The following is a 15,581-nucleotide window of genomic DNA, read 5'->3' on the forward strand; positions in this document are numbered from 1 at the left end:
TTCTCAGTTCATGGTGGATGTCTGGGCGTGGGCCGCTGGATCCGGGGGAGACGCGAGGGAACGCAACCGCAAGCACCGCGCCACGTGGTGGCGCGACGCATGACGAGCTTCGAGATCGAGGACCTGCGCTACACGGCGAAGACCGGCGCGCACCTCCGGTCGCGAGGTGGCCGGTACACGAACTGGCCCGTCGTCTACGTTCTCAGCAGGCGACGTGAGGTCTATGTGGGCGAGACGTTCAACCTTGCGAAGCGCATGGACCAGCACCGGCGCCTGAAGAACGACCTGAAGCAGCTGCGGATCGTCCTTGCCGAGACCTTTCACAAGTCTGTGTGTCTCGACCTCGAATCGAGGCTGATCACCTATCTCGCGGGTGACGGATGCACGGTTCGCAACCGCAACGGGGGGATCACGGACGCCGACTACTACCGGCGTCGTGAGTACCAGGAGACGTTCGACAAGATCTTCGAGATGCTCCGCGAGCGAGGTGTGCTCAGGAGAAGCATCCGCGAGATCGAGAACTCCGACCTGTTCAAGTACTCGCCGTTCAAAGCACTGAACCCGGACCAGACGAGCGTCGTCGACAGTGTCGCCGAAGGGCTCTTCGAGGACATCGAGGCGGGCCTTGCGACGACATCAGTGATCCGGGGCGAGCCGGGCACCGGGAAGACGATCGTCGGGGTCTTCCTGATCAAGCTTCTCCAGGATGTTGCGGATGCCGAGCACCCGGAACTGGTGGACGGCGACGAACTGTTCTCGGACCTGTTCACCGAGGGCTACCCGGATCTCGTGCGTGGTAAGCGGTTCGGCCTGGTCGTCCCGCAGCAGTCGTTGCGCAAGACGATCAAGCGGGTGTTCCGGACGACGGCGGGACTGAGCCCGTCAATGGTCCTGAGCCCTTTCGCCGTGGGCAACGCGCGCGAGAAGTTCGACCTGCTGGTGGTGGACGAGGCACATCGGCTCGGACAGCGAGCGAGTCAGTCGAACGGCGCGATGAACACGCAGTTCGGGGAGATCAACAGGCGGCTGTTCGGCGACGACGATCCTGGGTACACCCAGCTCGACTGGATCCGCGCGCAGAGCGAGCACCAGGTCCTGATGCTCGACAGCGAGCAGAGCGTCATGCCCGCAGACATCCCGCAGGACAAGCAGGATGCCGTGGTCGAGGTGGCTCGCCGCAGCGGACGCCTGTACACGCTGACCTCACAGATGCGCGTCCGGGCGGGTTCAGACTACGTGCGGTACGTGCGTGAGGTGCTGGCCGACGGCCCGGCCGGTCCCTCGGTCGAGTCGTTCGGGTCGTACGACCTACGGATGTTCGACGACCTGGGCGAGATGGTGCGCACCGTTCGGGAGAAGGACCGGCAGCACGGGCTCGCGCGTCTCGTCGCGGGGTACGCCTGGCCGTGGCTGAGCAAGGACGACCTGACGGACAGCGCACCGTACGACATCGAGATCGACGGCGTGCGGCTGCGGTGGAACCGGAGAGCCACGGACTGGGTCGACTCGCCGACGTCGGTCGACGAGGTCGGATCGATCCACACCATCCAGGGTTACGACCTGAACTATGCGGGCGTGATCATCGGCCCGGACCTGCGCCTCGACGGGGCCGGACGCATCGCGATGGACCGGGCCAGCTATTTCGACCGGAAGGGGCAGGAGAACAACCGGCAGCTCGGAATCGTGTACACCGACGCGGACCTGCTGCGTTTCATCCGCAACGTCTACGGTGTCCTGCTGACGCGCGGGATCCTGGGGACCTACGTGTACGTCTGCGATCCCGCGCTGCGAGAGCGGCTGCGCCCCTACTTCTCGCCAGGAAGCTGAGAGAGGCTCACCCCTCCAGGTACCGCAGTATCGCCAGCACCCGCCGGTTGTACCCCTCCCCGGCGCGCAGCCCCAGCTTGTCGAAGATCGAGTTGGCGAACTTCTCCACCGCCGACACCGACACGAACAGCGCCGCCGCGATCCCCGCGTTCGTCCGCCCCTCGGCCATGAGCCCGAGCACCTCCAGCTCCCGCGACGTCAGCCCGCCCAGGGCGTGGGTCGTCGACCGGAACAGCTGCCCCACCACCTCCGGGTCCAGCACGAGCCCGCCGGAGGCCACCCGCGACAGCGCGTCGAGGAAGTCGTCCACCTTCATCACCCGGTCCTTGAGCAGGTACCCCACACCGTGCGCCTCGTCGCCCAGCAGCACTCGCGTGAACTCGCGCTCCACGTACTGCGACAGCACCAGGATCCCCACCTCGGGCCACCGCTCCCGGATCTCCACCGCCGCACGCACGCCCTCGTCGGTGTGGGTGGGCGGCATCCGCACGTCCAGCACGACGACGTCGGGCCGCTCGGCCGCCAGTCGCGCCAGCAGGGGTTCGGCGGAGTCGTACGCGGCGACGACGTCGTGCCCCTCGTCCGCCAGGAGGCTGCGCACGCCCTCGCGCAGCAGGGCGGAGTCCTCGGCGAGCATCACGCGCACGGGAGCGTCACCTCGATCCGGGTCGGTCCGCCCGCGGGACTGTCGACGGTGAGCGTGCCGCCCGCGGCGGCCACCCGGCCGGCGAGCCCGGCCAGCCCGTGCCCGGCCTGAGGGCGCGCCCCGCCGACGCCGTCGTCGCACACCACCACGCGCACGACGGCGTCGTCTCCGTTGCCGCCCGTCGTACCGGGATCGACCAGTGCCACACCGACGCGCGCCGTCCGTGCCCCCGAGTGTCTCGCGACGTTCGTCAGCGCCTCCGCGACCACGTAGTACACGGTCGCTTCCACCCCGCCGGGCAGCCGCGCCGGTTCCGCGGGGATGCCTGAGGAGTCCAGCCCGGAGGGTTCGGCCGCCACCGCCCACTCCAGCACCGTCGGCACCGCCGCCCGCTCGACGAGCTGCCGCAGCACCGGTTCCAGCCCGTGCGTGTCCAGCGTCGTCGGACGCACGCGCCACGCCACCTCACGCAGGTCGCTCACCAGCAGCTCCACCTCACGGGCTGCCTGCTCCAGCAGCCTGGCCCCGGCGGTCCCGGTCCCGGGAACAGTCCCACCACTCGCAGCGACCGCCCGCCGCGCCCGGTCCACCAGCAGCCCCACCGCGACGGCCCGCTGCTGCACCCCGTCGTGCAGGTCGCGCTCGATCCGCCCCCGTTCGGCGTCCAGCGCCGCGAGCAGCTCTGCCCGGCTCACCGTCAGCGACTCGACCTGCGCCGCCAGCCGTTCGCTCCGGCTCGGCGCCAGCCAGCGCGCCGCGGCGGCCCGGTCCAGCACCCCGACCCCCGCCAGGCCCATGAGGTCCAGGTAGAGCAGCACCGCACCGAGAGGCACCATCGCGAGCAGCGCGCCCGTGGTCAGCCCCTCGGCCCCGTCCGGGTCCACCACCGTGAAGCGGACGTCGAACAGCCACGACGCCAGACCCGCCACCACCGCGAACAGGCCGTAGGCCAGCAGTCCCAGCACCAGCGTGCCCAGCACACCGACTCCGGCACGCGCGAACAGGTACCCGGCCGCCCGCGCGGAGGTGAGCGGGGCGCCGTCGTCCACCCACCCCAGGAACCGGGACGTGCGACGGCGGTGCCAGGCGACCAGAGTGCTCACCGGCCCGGACGGCGCAGCGGGCGCCGTCAGGGCGACGGCCGAGAGAAGAAGGTCGGCAGGCCACGTGACCGCCCCGAGGGCGGAGCCCCCCAGCATGCGGGCAGGGGTGCTGCGCCAGGCAGCGGGGGCGGAGTCCACGTCGCCAGGATAATGACGGTGCCGGCGGCGCGGACTGCGGCAAACCGCACCCCTTCCTCCGGCCTACCGCCCTGACCTGGGGGAGCACCGCAGTCCGCCGACCCCCTCGCGGTCACATAGCGTTGGGGCATGACGACACAAAGCTTCGCCACGACCGTCGCCGACTGGGCCATCGGGCTCATGGAGACTCTCGGCGCACCCGGCGCTGGCGTAGCGATCGCCCTGGAGAACCTCTTCCCGCCCCTGCCCAGCGAGGTGATCCTGCCCCTGGCCGGGTTCACGGCCTCGCAGGGCAGCCTCGTCCTGTGGCAGGTCCTCGTCTGGACGACGGCGGGCTCCGTGGTCGGTGCGATCATCCTGTACGGGCTCGGCGCCTGGCTGGGGCGCGACCGCCTGCGCAGCATCGTGGACCGTATGCCCCTGGTGAAGCTGGAGGACGTCGACAAGGCCGAGGCCTGGTTCAACCGGCACGGCGACTGGGCGGTGCTGATCGGCCGCGTCATCCCGATCGTGCGCAGCCTCATCTCCATCCCCGCAGGGGTGGAGCGCATGCCGGTCTGGCGGTTCCTCGCGTTCACGACCCTGGGGTCCGGCGTCTGGAACACCCTCCTGGTCGGAGCCGGGTACCTGCTGGGCGACCAGTGGCACATCGTCGAGGAGAGCGTCGGCGTGTTCCAGAAGGTCGTCATCGTGGTCGTGGTCCTGCTCGTGGTGTGGTGGCTGGTCAAGACGCTGCGCGGCCGCCAGGGCCAGGACACCCCGCGGCACGCCCGCCAGCGCTGACCGGGCATGATGCTGCTGTGACTGATGACCTGACTGACGACCGCACCGCCCGGACCCTCCGCACCATCGCCCCCTACCTGGCCGACTGGGCCTCCTTCCAGGCCGCCTACCACGGCATGCCCGGCCTGCAGCTCGCCGTCGGCCGCCGCGGTGAGGTCTTCGTCGACCTCGCCTGGGGCAAGGCCGACCTGGAGACCGGCGAGGACCTCACCAGCGACCACCTCTTCCGCGTCGCGTCCCACTCCAAGACGTTCACCGGCGTCATGGTCATGCAGCTCGTCGAGCGCGGCGAGCTGCGCCTGGACGACGCCGTGGGCACCCTCGTGCCCGAGCTCGACGGCACGCGCGCCGCCGACGTCACCGTCCGGGAGCTGCTCGGTCACCAGGGCGGCATCGTCCGCGACTCGTCCGACGGGGACTTCTGGCAGCACCACAAGCCCTTCCTCGACCGGGAGCAGGTGCTGGACGTGGTGCGCGCCGAGGGGGTCGTCTTCGAGCCGAACGAGCACTTCAAGTACACGAACATCGGCTACAGCCTGCTCGGCATCATCATCGAGCGGGTCACCGGCAAGACGTACGACGAGGTGGCGCGCGCCGCCGTCGTCGCGCCGCTCGGGCTGACCCGGACCGGGTCCGAGCTCGACCCCGCCCGCGCCGCCGAGTACGCCGCCGGGCACACCGGCCGCATCACGCACGGCGACGTCCGCCAGGTCGTCCCGCACGTCGACACCCGCGCCATGGCCGCCGCCACCGGCTGGTACTCCACGGCACGGGAGATGGTCCGCTACGGCTCGGCCCACGTGCTCGGCGACACCACGCTGATCAGCGACGCCAGCAAGCGGATCATGCAGCGTGAGGAGTCCCGCGTCACCGTGCGCGGCAAGGAGCTCGGCCGGTACGGCGTCGGCATCGAGGTGGGCAAGGTCGGCGACCGCGGGCTCGTCGGGCACTCCGGGGGCTACCCCGGGCACATCACGCGCACCTGGATCGACCCGGTCGACGGGCTCGTCGTCTCCGCCCTCACCAACGCCGTCGACGGCATCGCCGGCCAGATCGCCAACGGCGTGATCCAGCTGATCGACCTGGCGCTCGCGGCCGCGGACGAGGTCGCGGCGTCTGCCGCACCGGGGAAGGGGGCCGACGGCGACCGTGTGGCGCCCGTCCCGGCCGACGCGCCCGTGGGACGGTTCGCCAACCTGTGGGGCGTGGCCGACGTCGTCGACCTCGGCGGCATCCTGCACGCGATCAACCCGCGCTCCCCGCAGCCGGCCGAGGTGGCGCAGCGGCTGGTGGTCTCGGGCGGGAGCCTGCTCCACGAGCCCGTCGCCGGGTTCGGCACGGTGGGGGAGGCGGTCCAGGTGGAGCGTGACGCCGACGGCGCGATCGTCTCCGTGCGCATCGGCGCGATGACGGCGTGGCCGGTCGAGGTGTACCGGAGCCGCACGGGCCGCTAAAGAGGGTCCGGCGCGGGTGAAGATACGGTCCTGGGGCGGTTTTCGGCCTGCGCCGAACGCCCTGGGAACCGCTCACGGCGCGTCCTACGCTCGCCACGGCCTGAGAGGCAGGCCGTCTGGTGACACGGGGAGAGCCGAGACATGAGCATTTCCAGCACTGGTGCGGGCACGAAACTGGGGAGACGGCTGGTCGCCGTCGTCGTCGCGCTGCTGTCGGTCCTCGCGGTGGGCGTGGCGGCGCCGGCCGTCGCGAGCACTGCGACCGGAACGGCCGCCGCCGAGGCACGGCTCGACGGCGGCGGCACAGGCGGTGGGGGAGGTGGTGGCGGAGGCGGGAGCTGGTCGGCCGGCGACGACGGGGCGGCGTACGCGCCGGCCAAGGGCGACCCGTCGATCTGGCCGAAGCCGGAAGACGTCCGGGCCAACCTCACCGAGCAGGACTCGCGGTACATGGTCGAGGACTGCCCCCTGTACCGCCTGTGCGTGCGCAACCAGGAGGCCGACGGCCAGTGGACCGCCTACGCGCTCTACCACTGCCTGCAGCCCGGTCAGTACTACGAGCTGACCAACTTCACGGGCACCGTCTACGCCCAGAACAGCCAGGACGTGACGGCGCGGTTCCTGCGGGCCGACAACTCGGTGGCCGACACCATCGGCCCGAACACCGGCAAGGACATCTACTGGAACCCGATCTGGAAGATCGATCCCTGCTGAACCGCCTGAGCCGGGGCGCGGGGCGCGGCCGTACGGTCCGCGCCCCGCGCCCTACGCGTCCACCCGGGAGCGGACCAGCAGCTCCAGGACCCGCATGAAACGCTGCGCGCCGGCCCGGCCCAGGACGAACGGGTTGTCCCGGCCGGCGGACCCGTCCCGGAGCGCGCGCAGGCGTTCCAGCCCGTGGTCGGTCTGGGCGTGGTTGTTCAGCTCGACGTCGACCCCGGCACGGCGCATCAGCGCGGCGTACCGGATCACGGACCGCAGGTAGTCGCGCTTGCCCGACGCCGCCTCCGGCAGGCCGGTCCCGCCCCACAGCATTGCGGTGTGCCGCCGTCCGTGCCATCGCACGGGGAACACCGGCGAGACGGTACCGGGGGTGTGGCCCGGCGTGAGCCAGAGACGCACGGTGGTGCCGCCCAGCGTGAGCCGCTGACCGTCGGTGATCACCAGGTCCCGCTCGGGGACGTCGGGCGAGCCGTCGGCGGCGGCCACGTCCCAGTCGGCGGCGCTCATCAGCACGCGGGCACCGTACCGGTCGGCGAGGTACTGGGCGCCGCCGAAGTGGTCGGCGTGCCCGTGCGCCGCTACCACGTACCGGATCCGGGCCGGGTCGACGCCGAGCCGGCGCAGCCCCGGCACCAGGATGTCCGCCGCCTGGTCCCGGGACTCGAGCGCGTCGACCAGGATCACGCCGTCGGACGTCTCCAGGGCCGTGGCCGACACGAAGTCGGTGCCGACCACCGCGACGTCGTCGAAGATCCGCGTCGGCTCCGGGTCCGGGGCCGACGGCGGCAGCCAGCCCGGCGTCATCGCGGCGACCAGCGCGCGCAGCACGGGGTCGTCGCCCGCGAGCCGCGCGGCCTCCTCGGCGGGATCGCCGTGGACCGGCGCGCCGGCCGTCGCCTGCGTGGGTACCGCCGTCGGCGTGGCGTCTTCGGGCGTTCCGGGCGAGGGGGTGCGCGGGTGGGGGGACGTGGCCTGCGGGGATGTGGCTTGTGGGGATGCGGCGGGCGGCGGCGCGGTGGTCGAGGCGGTGGTCGCCTGGCCGGGATCCCGTGCGCAGCCGACGAGAGGGAGGAGCCCCGCGGCGAGGAGGGCGCGACGGGACAGCTCTGCGTGACGCAACAGGTGCACCGACTGATCGTACGAAGAGGGCGGTCCATCGGCGCGACGGTGCCCCGGGGATGTGCCCCGCGGGGGTGCGTTGCTGTGTGTAGACGATGTCTACGTGGAGTGACACATGCCCGGCCGAGGGAGTGTCTCCGCCTCGGCCGGCTCGCCCTCGGCCGGCTCGCCCTCGGCCGGCTCGCCCTCGGCCGGCTCGCCCTCGGCCGGCTCGCCCTCGGCCGGCTCGCCCTCGGCCGGCTCGCCCCCGGCTGGCTCGCCCCCGGCTGGCTCGGCACGTTCCGCCCCCCGGCTGGCTCGGCACGTCCCGGCTCGTCCTGCCCCGGCTCGTCCTGCCCCGGCTGGCTGGGGCTCGGCCCGGCCTGGCCCGCCGCGGCTCGTCCCGCTCCGCCGCGGCTCGTCCCGCCCCGGCCCGTCCGGCTCGCTTCGCCCGCCGGGACCCTCCCCGGCTCCCAGGTGACCTGACCCGGGCCGCGGTAGCGTTGGCAGGTGACGTTCAACGAGGGCGGGCAGTTCGAGGGCGGCCGCGTCCGCAAGGGCGGCGGTCGGCGCGGCGCGGTCGGCGCGGGGGTCGGCGGCGGTGGCGTGCTCATCGTCGCCCTCCTCTACATGGTGCTCACCGGCAACAGCCCCGCCGACATCCTCGGCGGCACCACCTCCGACGCCGGGGGCGGCGGCGAGCAGGGCTACATCGCCGGCTGCACAGCGGAGCAGGCGAACGCGGATCCCGAGTGCCGGCTCAACGCCGCGGTCCAGTCCCTCGACGCGTACTGGGAGACGACACTCCCGCAGCAGGGTGGCGTCGAGTACCAGCTCCCCGAGGTCGTGAGCTTCACCGACGCCGTGAACACGGGCTGCGGGTCCGCGACGTCGGCGACCGGTCCGTTCTACTGCCCGGCCGACACCACCGTGTACGAGGACCTCACGTTCTACGACCAGCTCTCCAGCCAGTTCGGCGCCGAGGGCGGTCCGCTGGCAGAGATGTACGTGACCGCGCACGAGTTCGGCCACCACATCGAGAACCAGCTCGGGCTGTTCGAGCGGGCCGACCGGCGGGGGACCGGCCCCGAGTCGGACTCCGTGCGCATCGAGCTCATGGCCGACTGCCTCGCCGGCATGTGGGCGGGCAACGCCGCCACGACCGTGGACCCGGACACCGGCGTGACCTTCCTCGAACCGATCTCCCAGGACGAGCTGGAGCAGGCGCTGTCCGCCGCCGCGGCCGTGGGCGACGACAACATCCAGCGGCGCTCCGGTGGTGGCGTCAACCCGGAGGCGTTCTCGCACGGCTCCAGCGAGCAGCGCGTCCGGTGGTTCAGCATCGGCTACGAGGGCGGCACCATCCAGGACTGCAACGCGCTGGACGCCGCCACCCTGTGACGTTACCGTGAGCAGCATGCACCTCAGCGCACGCACGACGACGCCGGACCCCTCCGGCGCGCGCTGACCTGCACCCAGCAACCAGGCCCCGGAGCTCGCTCCGGGGCCTTCGTCGTGCACGACGGCGGTGACCGGGGCGGCTCCCTCCCGAAGGAGCACCGTGAACACTTCTGAACGCCCTGCCGACCATCCCGTCGACCACCGCGAGCTCGGCCGCGACATGCGGATCTTCGACACCAGCCCGCTCGTCGGCCCCGGGCTGCCGCTGTGGCTGCCGGCCGGGGCCGCCGTCCGGTACGAGCTGGAGCAGTACGCGCGCGAGGTGGCCCTGCGCACCGGCTGCGAACCCGTGTACTCGCCCGTGCTGGGCAAGCGCTCGCTGTACGAGCGGTCGGGACACTGGGCCAAGTTCGCCGACGACATGTTCCCGCCGCTGGCCGACGCCGACCGGGACGCCGGCTCCGGCTGCCGGCCCGGACGCCGACCCGCTCGTGCTGCGGCCCGCGAACTGTCCGCACCACGCGCAGATCTACGCCTCGGAACCGCGCTCGTACCGGGACCTGCCCGTGCGGTACTCCGAGCTCGCGGCGATGTTCCGGGCGGAGCGGTCCGGCGTCCTGTCCGGGCTGAGCCGGGTGCGGCAGATCAACCTCGACGACACCCACGTCTTCTGCCGGCCCGACCAGGTCGAGGCGGAGGTACGCACCGCGCTGACCGCCGTGCTGGAGGTGCTCGACACCCTCGGCATCGAGGTGTCCTACCTGCGGCTGTCCGGGCGCGACGATTCGGACCGGTGGCTGGGCGAGCCCGGGCAGTGGGCCGCGGCCGAGGCGGCGCTGCGCGCTGTGCTCGACGACGTCGCGGGCACCCCGGCCTGGCGGGCCGAGCCGGGAGAGGCCGCGTTCTACGGACCCAAGGTCGACGTCCAGGTGCTCGACGCCCGCGGCCACGAGGAGACCCTCGCGACCGTGCAGCTCGACTTCAACCAGCCCGAACGGTTCGACCTCACCTACGTGGCGGCCTCGGGGGAGCGGGAGCGCGTGGTGATGATCCACCGCGGCACCGTCGGGGCGATGGAGCGGATGGTCGCCTTCCTGCTGGAGCGGCACGGCGGACGCCTCCCGTTCTGGCTGGCACCCGTGCAGCTCTGCCTGCTCCCCGTCGGGGGCACCGGCTCACCCGAGGCCGGTTCGCCCGGCTCCGGTGCCGACGGCCCGCCCGCCGAGACCGCAGCCGAGACCGCAGCCGACGCCCTGGTCGCGGACCTGCGTGCCCGCGGCCTGCGCGTCCGCGTCGAACGGCACGGCTCGCTCGGCAACCGGATCCGCCTGGCCCGACGGCGCCGCGACGCCCTCCTCGGCGTGCTGGGCCCGAGGGAGATCGAGGCGGGCGTGCTCGCGGTGACCGACCCGTCGTCGGGCACCCGCGTCGACGTCCCGCTCGCCGCGCTCGCTACCCGCCTGGAGACCGCGGCCCGCACCCGCTCCCACCGCCCCACTCTCGACCGTTGAGTGCTGGATATTCGCCCCTTTCAGTGTGTCAGGAGGGCGAATATCCAGCACTCAACGGCGGGGCAGGCAGGTCAGGAGGTCCAGGTGCGGCGGTCACGAGCGGCGAGGTGGACGATCTCCAGCTCGCGGTCCGTCAGCATCGGGCGGCGGGACTCCAGCCAGGGGACCAGCTCGTCCTCGGTCAGCACCTCCACGTCGTCGCGCGGGCCGACGACGCGGGGCTGGTCGGTGCGCACGAACACGATGAGCGCCCGCACCGTGACCGGCACCCGCGTCGCCCGGTTCAGGATCTCCTGGGTGCGCCGGGCGGCCTCGCGCGCGGCGTCGGCCGTCACGTCCTCGACCGGCCGGTACACGGCCTGGACGACGAACACGCCCGCGGGGCCGAGCACGAGCTCGTCGAGCTCCAGGGGGCCGACCCGCTGCCCGGTCCGCGTGGAGACGTCGGTGCGGATCGAGTGGAGCACCCGCCAGGCCGGGTGCTTGGCCACCAGCTCCCACAGCTCGTTCGCGACGCCCCGCACCCCGGCGATGCGGCGGCTCAGCGCGCGGTGCCTCGGGTCGTACCGCCCCCGCAGCCGTCCGCGCACCAGGCTGGCGAGGTGCTGACGCCGGTAGACCCGACGCTGGGCCACCAGGTGCATGGCGGGCCGGTGGTTGGTCAGGTCGTCCGCCCGGGCCAGCCGTCCGGGACGAAGGTTCGGTAGCGCGTCGGAGACGGTGACGGGAACGCTCGGCGACTCGGTGCCCATGAGCGGACGGTACGTCCGGCACGCCGGCATCGCGCGCCCAGCCGGTGAACCCGCGGGATCGAGGCCGGAACAGGCATTCAGGCGGGTGGGCAAGCCGCAACAAAGGCTGTGATACCCGGGCAGGGAAGGCGTCTCGGACCAATTTCTCAAAGTGCTGTGACATCCCGGCGGTGCGAGCGTCTCAGGGGCATGAGGCACATCGAACCGGTCCGCGGCCCGGCGATCCCCGGGTGCGACACCACGCGCGACACCGAGTGCGCCGCGACGCGCGCGGCGCTCGCCGACTACCTCAGGTACCGCCTGCTGCCCGGCCGGGGCCGTCGGCTCGAGGACCACCTGGTGGGCTGCGTGGCGTGCATGCGTGTGTTCGTGGACGTCCGCGAGTCGGCGTGGACGTCGACGGCGACCGCGACCGCCCGGCGTGCCGGCCTCGCCCGTGCGTCCTGACCGGTGCGGGCCGCCGACCACGCCGACCGGGCGCACGTGACGTGGGTCCCTGTGCGTCGCGTGCGCTGCCGTGACCACCTACGCCTCCGGGCTGTCGCTGCCCGCCGGGAAGGCCCGCCGCCCGAGCAGCACCACCAGCAGCGCCACGCCGACGAGCGCCGCCCCGGTGTACGGCACCGCGGCCAGGCCGGCGCCGTCGAGCACGAGCGCCCCGAGCGCCGCGCCGCCACCGATGCCGATGTTCGCCGTGGCGTTCACGAGCGCACCCACGACGTCGGGCGACGCGCCCCGTGTGCGGATCGCGGCGGTCTGGAAGACGGCGGCGACCGCGCCGAACCCGATGCTCCAGACGGCGGCCGCCGCCAGCGTGCCGACGGTGCCCGGGAACGCCAGGCCGAGCGCCAGCACACCGGCGCCGACCACCAGCAGGGTGACCACCGTGGTCTGGCGCGGGTGCGCGTCGAGGCGCGCGGCGGCGTACGCGGCGCCGATGAGGCCGAGGCCGCCGATCAGCAGCAGCGCCGGGCCGATCGCCGGGGCCGTGAGACCGGCGGCCAGCAGCAGCACCGACACGTAGGTGTAGACGGTGTAGTGGCCGAGGTAGGCCAGTGCGTTCGCCGTCGTCACGCCGGCCAGCGCGGTGCGGCGGGCGCCGCGGGCGGCGTCGTCCGGGGGAGCGCCGCCGCCGGGCACCGACGGCAGGAGCAGGGCCGTGAGCAGCCCGGCCAGCGCGCAGGCGCCCGCCAGGACGAGGAACGCCGCGCGCCACCCGACGGCCGTGCCCAGCGACGTCGACAGCGGCACGCCCAGCACGAACCCCGCCGAGGCGCCCAGGGTGACCAGCGCGAGCGCACGCCCGGCGAGGTGCGGGCGCACCAGGCGCGACGCGTACCCGATGCTCACCGAGAAGAACACCGCGTGCGACGCGCCGCCCAGGGCCCGCGCCACGGCGACGACGGCGAAGGTCGGGGCGAGCGCCACCAGCACGTTGCTGAGGGTGTACACCGTGAGCGCGCCGAGCAGCACCGCCTTGCGCGGCAGCCGGCGGGTGGCCGACGTCAGGGGCACGGCGAGCGCCGCGACCATGAACGCGTACGCCGTGACCAGCAGCCCCGCGACGCCCTCGGTGACCGACAGGTCGGCGCTGATCAGGGGCAGCAGGCCCACGGGGACCAGCTCGGTGGTGATCGCGACGAAGGTCGCCAGGCCCAGGGCGAACAGGCCGCCCGCCGCCTCTCGCACGTCGCCGGGCTGCCAGGGTGCGGGCCGGTGGCCGGGAGGGGTCATGGGTCCATCCCAGACCACCTCCCGGCGCACCGGCAAGGGGGCGACGCCGGCGGGTCAGCGGATCTCGCGGATCAGCACCTCCTCGAACACCGCCGACGTGGCGGGCGACGCCCCGCCGCCCGCGTAGACGCCGACCTGCGGGTCGGTGCCCGCCGGGAGGGTCCACGTGGCGCCGAACCGCCAGCTCTTCCCGTCGCGGGACGACGACGCCCGGTACCGGTGCTCACCCGTGTCCGGGTCGAGCGTGTGGAACAGGCGCAGGTGCATCGTGTCCGCGACGGGCCCCGAGACGTGGCCGCCCCACCAGCGCCCGCCGTCGGCCGTGAGCTCCTTGCCGAACTCGACCTGCCGCGTCTGCCAGATCGACACGGGGGCCAGGCGCAGGAAGTCGTCGTCGCCCGCGTGCACGAGCAGGCCCGCCTGCTGGTAGTTGCGCACCGTGCCCTCGCCCAGCGGCAGGGTCACCGTGGTCTCCAGCACGTAGTCGCCGTCGGGCGCGTCGCGCAGCAGGACCGGTGCGTCGTTGGCGCCGCCGACCAGGTCGTGGCCCGTGAGCGGCCACGACAGGGCACCGTCCGCCACCGTGACGTCGGCGGGCGCGTGCAGCCAGCGCCAGCCCGCGTCCAGCTCGCCGTCGAACCGCTCGGCGAACGTCACGGCCCCCGCGCGGGGCTCGGCCACGCGGCGCGTGACCGGTTCGTGGGCCGCCACGACGGTGAGGTTGTCGACGTGCGCCTCGGCGCCGTCGGCCGTCAGGCGCACCGGCGCCCGCCCGGGGAGCGGTGCGCGCAGGGTGAGGCGGACATCGGCGTCGAGGTCGCCCAGGCCGCTGGACGACAGCCGGGCGGTGACCGCGGCGTCGGCAGCCTCGACGGTGAGCACGTGCCAGGACGTCAGGTCGGTGTTCGCGGGCAGGGCCGCACGGCGCTCCTGGCGGCCCTGCGTGACGACCAGCTCCCGTGCCCCGGCGTCCACCCGGACGGTGACGGCCGACCGGTCGTCACCCAGGCCGACGGTGAAGGCGCCGGCGTCGTCGGGCAGCCGCACGTCGGTCTCGACCCGCAGGTCCCGCGGGGCGGGTGCCGTGCGCACCACCGCCGGGTCCCGGCGGCCGGGAACCAGCCGGGCGATCGCTCCGGCGTCACCCGCGTCGTCGGACCCGCGGGCCAGCGTGCCCGACACGCGGCGCAGGCCGGACCCGGACGCCGGGTCGGCGCTCACGATGCCCAGGTCGCTCGCGGCCACCGGCGCGGGCTGCGGCCCCTCGCTCGGCCCGGCGCCCGCGTTGACCACGGGCCAGCCGTCGATCCAGTCCATGCGGTCCAGCAGCGTGGGTCGCCGGTTGATGCCGCCGGGCTCGTTCAGCCAGGCGTCGTCCCGGTCGATGGCGTGGTAGAGCATCCAGTCCTGCCCCGAGACGTCGGTGAGCACCGCGTGGTGCCCGACGCCGATCCACCGGTTCCCGTTCTGTGCCACGACCTGGGTGCCGCCCACCCGCGACTCGTTCAGGCCTACGCCCTCGTGGTCCACGAACGGGCCGAGCGGCGAGCGGGACCGGCCCGTGTAGACGCTGTACCCCGTCACGGGGCCGGCACAGCAGTTCGCGGACGAGCCCATGAGGTAGTACCAGCCGTCCCGCTCGACCACGAACGCGCCCTCGTACCGGTCGGCGACCGTCACCCGGGTGGGCGAGCCGACGGCGCCCGTCCCGGTCTCGTCCAGGCGCGTGACCCAGATGCCGCCGTTGAAACCGCCGAAGTAGAGGTAGTGCGACCCGTCGTCGTCGGTGAACAGCGCGGGGTCGATGGTGTTCAGGTACCCGCCGCCGGACGCCGGGCGGGGGTCGAGCACCGGACTGCCGGAGTCGCTCCACGGCCCGGTGGGCGTGGGCGCGGTGGCCACGCCGATCGTGTAGTCCCACGGGTCGGGGTTCGCGGCGGTGTCCGTGACCGTGTAGTACATGACGTACCGGCCGTCCACGTAGCGGATGTCGGGCGCCCAGAAGAACGAGGCGTCGGCGGCCCAGGCGGGCCGGTTCTCCTCGTCGAAGATCGTGCTCACGTACTCCCACGTGGCCAGGTCCCGCGAACGGGCCACGTGCATGTTCCCGAACGGGCCGCCCTCCACCAGCGGGTCGCTGGTGGCGTACAGGTACCACCAGCCGTCCTTGCCCCGGATCACGGCGGGGTCGGCGTAGGTGTCGGCGAACGGCTCCGTGATCGGGTTGGTGTAGGTGGTGGCGGGCGGCGGGGGAGCGGCCGCGGCGGGCGTGCTGCCCCCGCCGTCGGACAGGAGGGCCGTCCCCACGCCCAGCGTGAGCGTGGCGAGGGCGGCGACGAACCGTGTCTGCATGGGCTCTCATCCCTTCGGGCGGCGCGCCGCGTCGTCGATGACGCGGCCCGTCGCCTCCT

The 15,581-nt window shown here is 73.3% G+C and carries 14 protein-coding genes; 8 read left to right on the forward strand and 6 right to left on the reverse strand.

The genetic code is table 11. From position 1 onward, the window contains the following. The first annotated feature begins 99 nt into the window (after positions 1 to 99). The gene (locus ACIG47_RS05995) at positions 100 to 1,827 is read left to right on the forward strand and encodes a DNA/RNA helicase domain-containing protein (RefSeq protein WP_397430040.1); all 1,728 of its coding nucleotides are present in this window, start codon (positions 100 to 102) and stop codon (positions 1,825 to 1,827) included. Positions 1,828 to 1,834: 7 nt separating this feature from the next. Here ACIG47_RS05995 and ACIG47_RS06000 read toward each other — a convergent pair whose 3' ends face one another. Both ACIG47_RS06000 and ACIG47_RS06005 read right to left on the reverse strand, forming a co-directional pair. Beyond that, on the reverse strand, positions 1,835 to 2,473 hold the full coding sequence (locus ACIG47_RS06000) for a response regulator (RefSeq protein WP_397430041.1): 639 nt from the start codon (positions 2,471 to 2,473) through the stop codon (positions 1,835 to 1,837). After that, positions 2,464 to 3,714, reverse strand: coding sequence for a sensor histidine kinase (locus tag ACIG47_RS06005; protein ID WP_397430042.1), 1,251 nt, complete (start codon positions 3,712 to 3,714; stop codon positions 2,464 to 2,466). Before ACIG47_RS06005 ends, ACIG47_RS06000 begins: the two co-directional genes overlap by 10 nt. A 129-nt stretch (positions 3,715 to 3,843) precedes the next feature. Here ACIG47_RS06005 and ACIG47_RS06010 point away from each other — a divergent pair, with 129 nt between their 5' ends. The 3 genes from ACIG47_RS06010 (at position 3,844) to ACIG47_RS06020 (ending at position 6,665) form a co-directional block, all read left to right on the forward strand. Further along, positions 3,844 to 4,497 (forward strand): DedA family protein, encoded by a 654-nt coding sequence (locus ACIG47_RS06010; RefSeq protein ID WP_397430043.1) that lies wholly within the window; start codon positions 3,844 to 3,846, stop codon positions 4,495 to 4,497. Positions 4,498 to 4,514: 17 nt separating this feature from the next. After that, positions 4,515 to 5,951, forward strand: coding sequence for a serine hydrolase domain-containing protein (locus ACIG47_RS06015; protein ID WP_397430044.1), 1,437 nt, complete (start codon positions 4,515 to 4,517; stop codon positions 5,949 to 5,951). Between the two features lie 141 nt (positions 5,952 to 6,092). After that, entirely contained in the window at positions 6,093 to 6,665 is a 573-nt protein-coding gene (locus tag ACIG47_RS06020; protein ID WP_397430045.1) for a hypothetical protein, read from the forward strand. Between the two features lie 51 nt (positions 6,666 to 6,716). On the opposite strand, the gene ACIG47_RS06025 is transcribed toward ACIG47_RS06020, so the two are convergent. After that, complete coding sequence (locus ACIG47_RS06025) at positions 6,717 to 7,802, reverse strand: MBL fold metallo-hydrolase (protein ID WP_397430046.1); 1,086 nt, start codon at positions 7,800 to 7,802, stop codon at positions 6,717 to 6,719. Positions 7,803 to 7,901: 99 nt separating this feature from the next. On the opposite strand from ACIG47_RS06025, the gene ACIG47_RS06030 reads away from it, so the two are divergent. From ACIG47_RS06030 to ACIG47_RS06040, 3 genes are all read left to right on the forward strand, one after another. Further along, positions 7,902 to 8,258: a hypothetical protein gene (locus ACIG47_RS06030; RefSeq protein WP_397430047.1), complete on the forward strand. Its 357-nt coding sequence runs from the start codon at positions 7,902 to 7,904 to the stop codon at positions 8,256 to 8,258. 24 nt (positions 8,259 to 8,282) lie between these two features. Beyond that, positions 8,283 to 9,173, forward strand: coding sequence for a neutral zinc metallopeptidase (locus ACIG47_RS06035; RefSeq protein ID WP_397430048.1), 891 nt, complete (start codon positions 8,283 to 8,285; stop codon positions 9,171 to 9,173). A gap of 491 nt (positions 9,174 to 9,664) precedes the next feature. Continuing rightward, a complete protein-coding gene (locus ACIG47_RS06040) occupies positions 9,665 to 10,684 on the forward strand; it encodes an aminoacyl--tRNA ligase-related protein (protein ID WP_397430049.1) in 1,020 nt (339 codons plus the stop codon). Between the two features lie 71 nt (positions 10,685 to 10,755). Here ACIG47_RS06040 and ACIG47_RS06045 read toward each other — a convergent pair whose 3' ends face one another. Continuing rightward, on the reverse strand, positions 10,756 to 11,436 hold the full coding sequence (locus ACIG47_RS06045) for a hypothetical protein (protein ID WP_397430050.1): 681 nt from the start codon (positions 11,434 to 11,436) through the stop codon (positions 10,756 to 10,758). Positions 11,437 to 11,625: 189 nt separating this feature from the next. On the opposite strand from ACIG47_RS06045, the gene ACIG47_RS06050 reads away from it, so the two are divergent. Continuing rightward, positions 11,626 to 11,883: a hypothetical protein gene (locus ACIG47_RS06050; RefSeq protein ID WP_397430051.1), complete on the forward strand. Its 258-nt coding sequence runs from the start codon at positions 11,626 to 11,628 to the stop codon at positions 11,881 to 11,883. Between the two features lie 78 nt (positions 11,884 to 11,961). Here the strand turns inward: ACIG47_RS06050 and ACIG47_RS06055 are convergent, their stop codons facing one another. Continuing rightward, the gene (locus tag ACIG47_RS06055) at positions 11,962 to 13,170 is read right to left on the reverse strand and encodes an MFS transporter (RefSeq protein ID WP_397430052.1); all 1,209 of its coding nucleotides are present in this window, start codon (positions 13,168 to 13,170) and stop codon (positions 11,962 to 11,964) included. A gap of 54 nt (positions 13,171 to 13,224) precedes the next feature. Next, positions 13,225 to 15,522 carry a family 43 glycosylhydrolase gene (locus tag ACIG47_RS06060; protein WP_397430053.1) on the reverse strand — a complete coding sequence of 766 codons (2,298 nt, stop codon included), beginning with the start codon at positions 15,520 to 15,522 and terminating at the stop codon, positions 13,225 to 13,227. Between the last annotated feature and the right edge of the window lie 59 nt (positions 15,523 to 15,581).

This window comes from Promicromonospora sp. NPDC052451 (genome assembly GCF_044547525.1).
GTDB lineage: Bacteria > Actinomycetota > Actinomycetes > Actinomycetales > Cellulomonadaceae > Promicromonospora.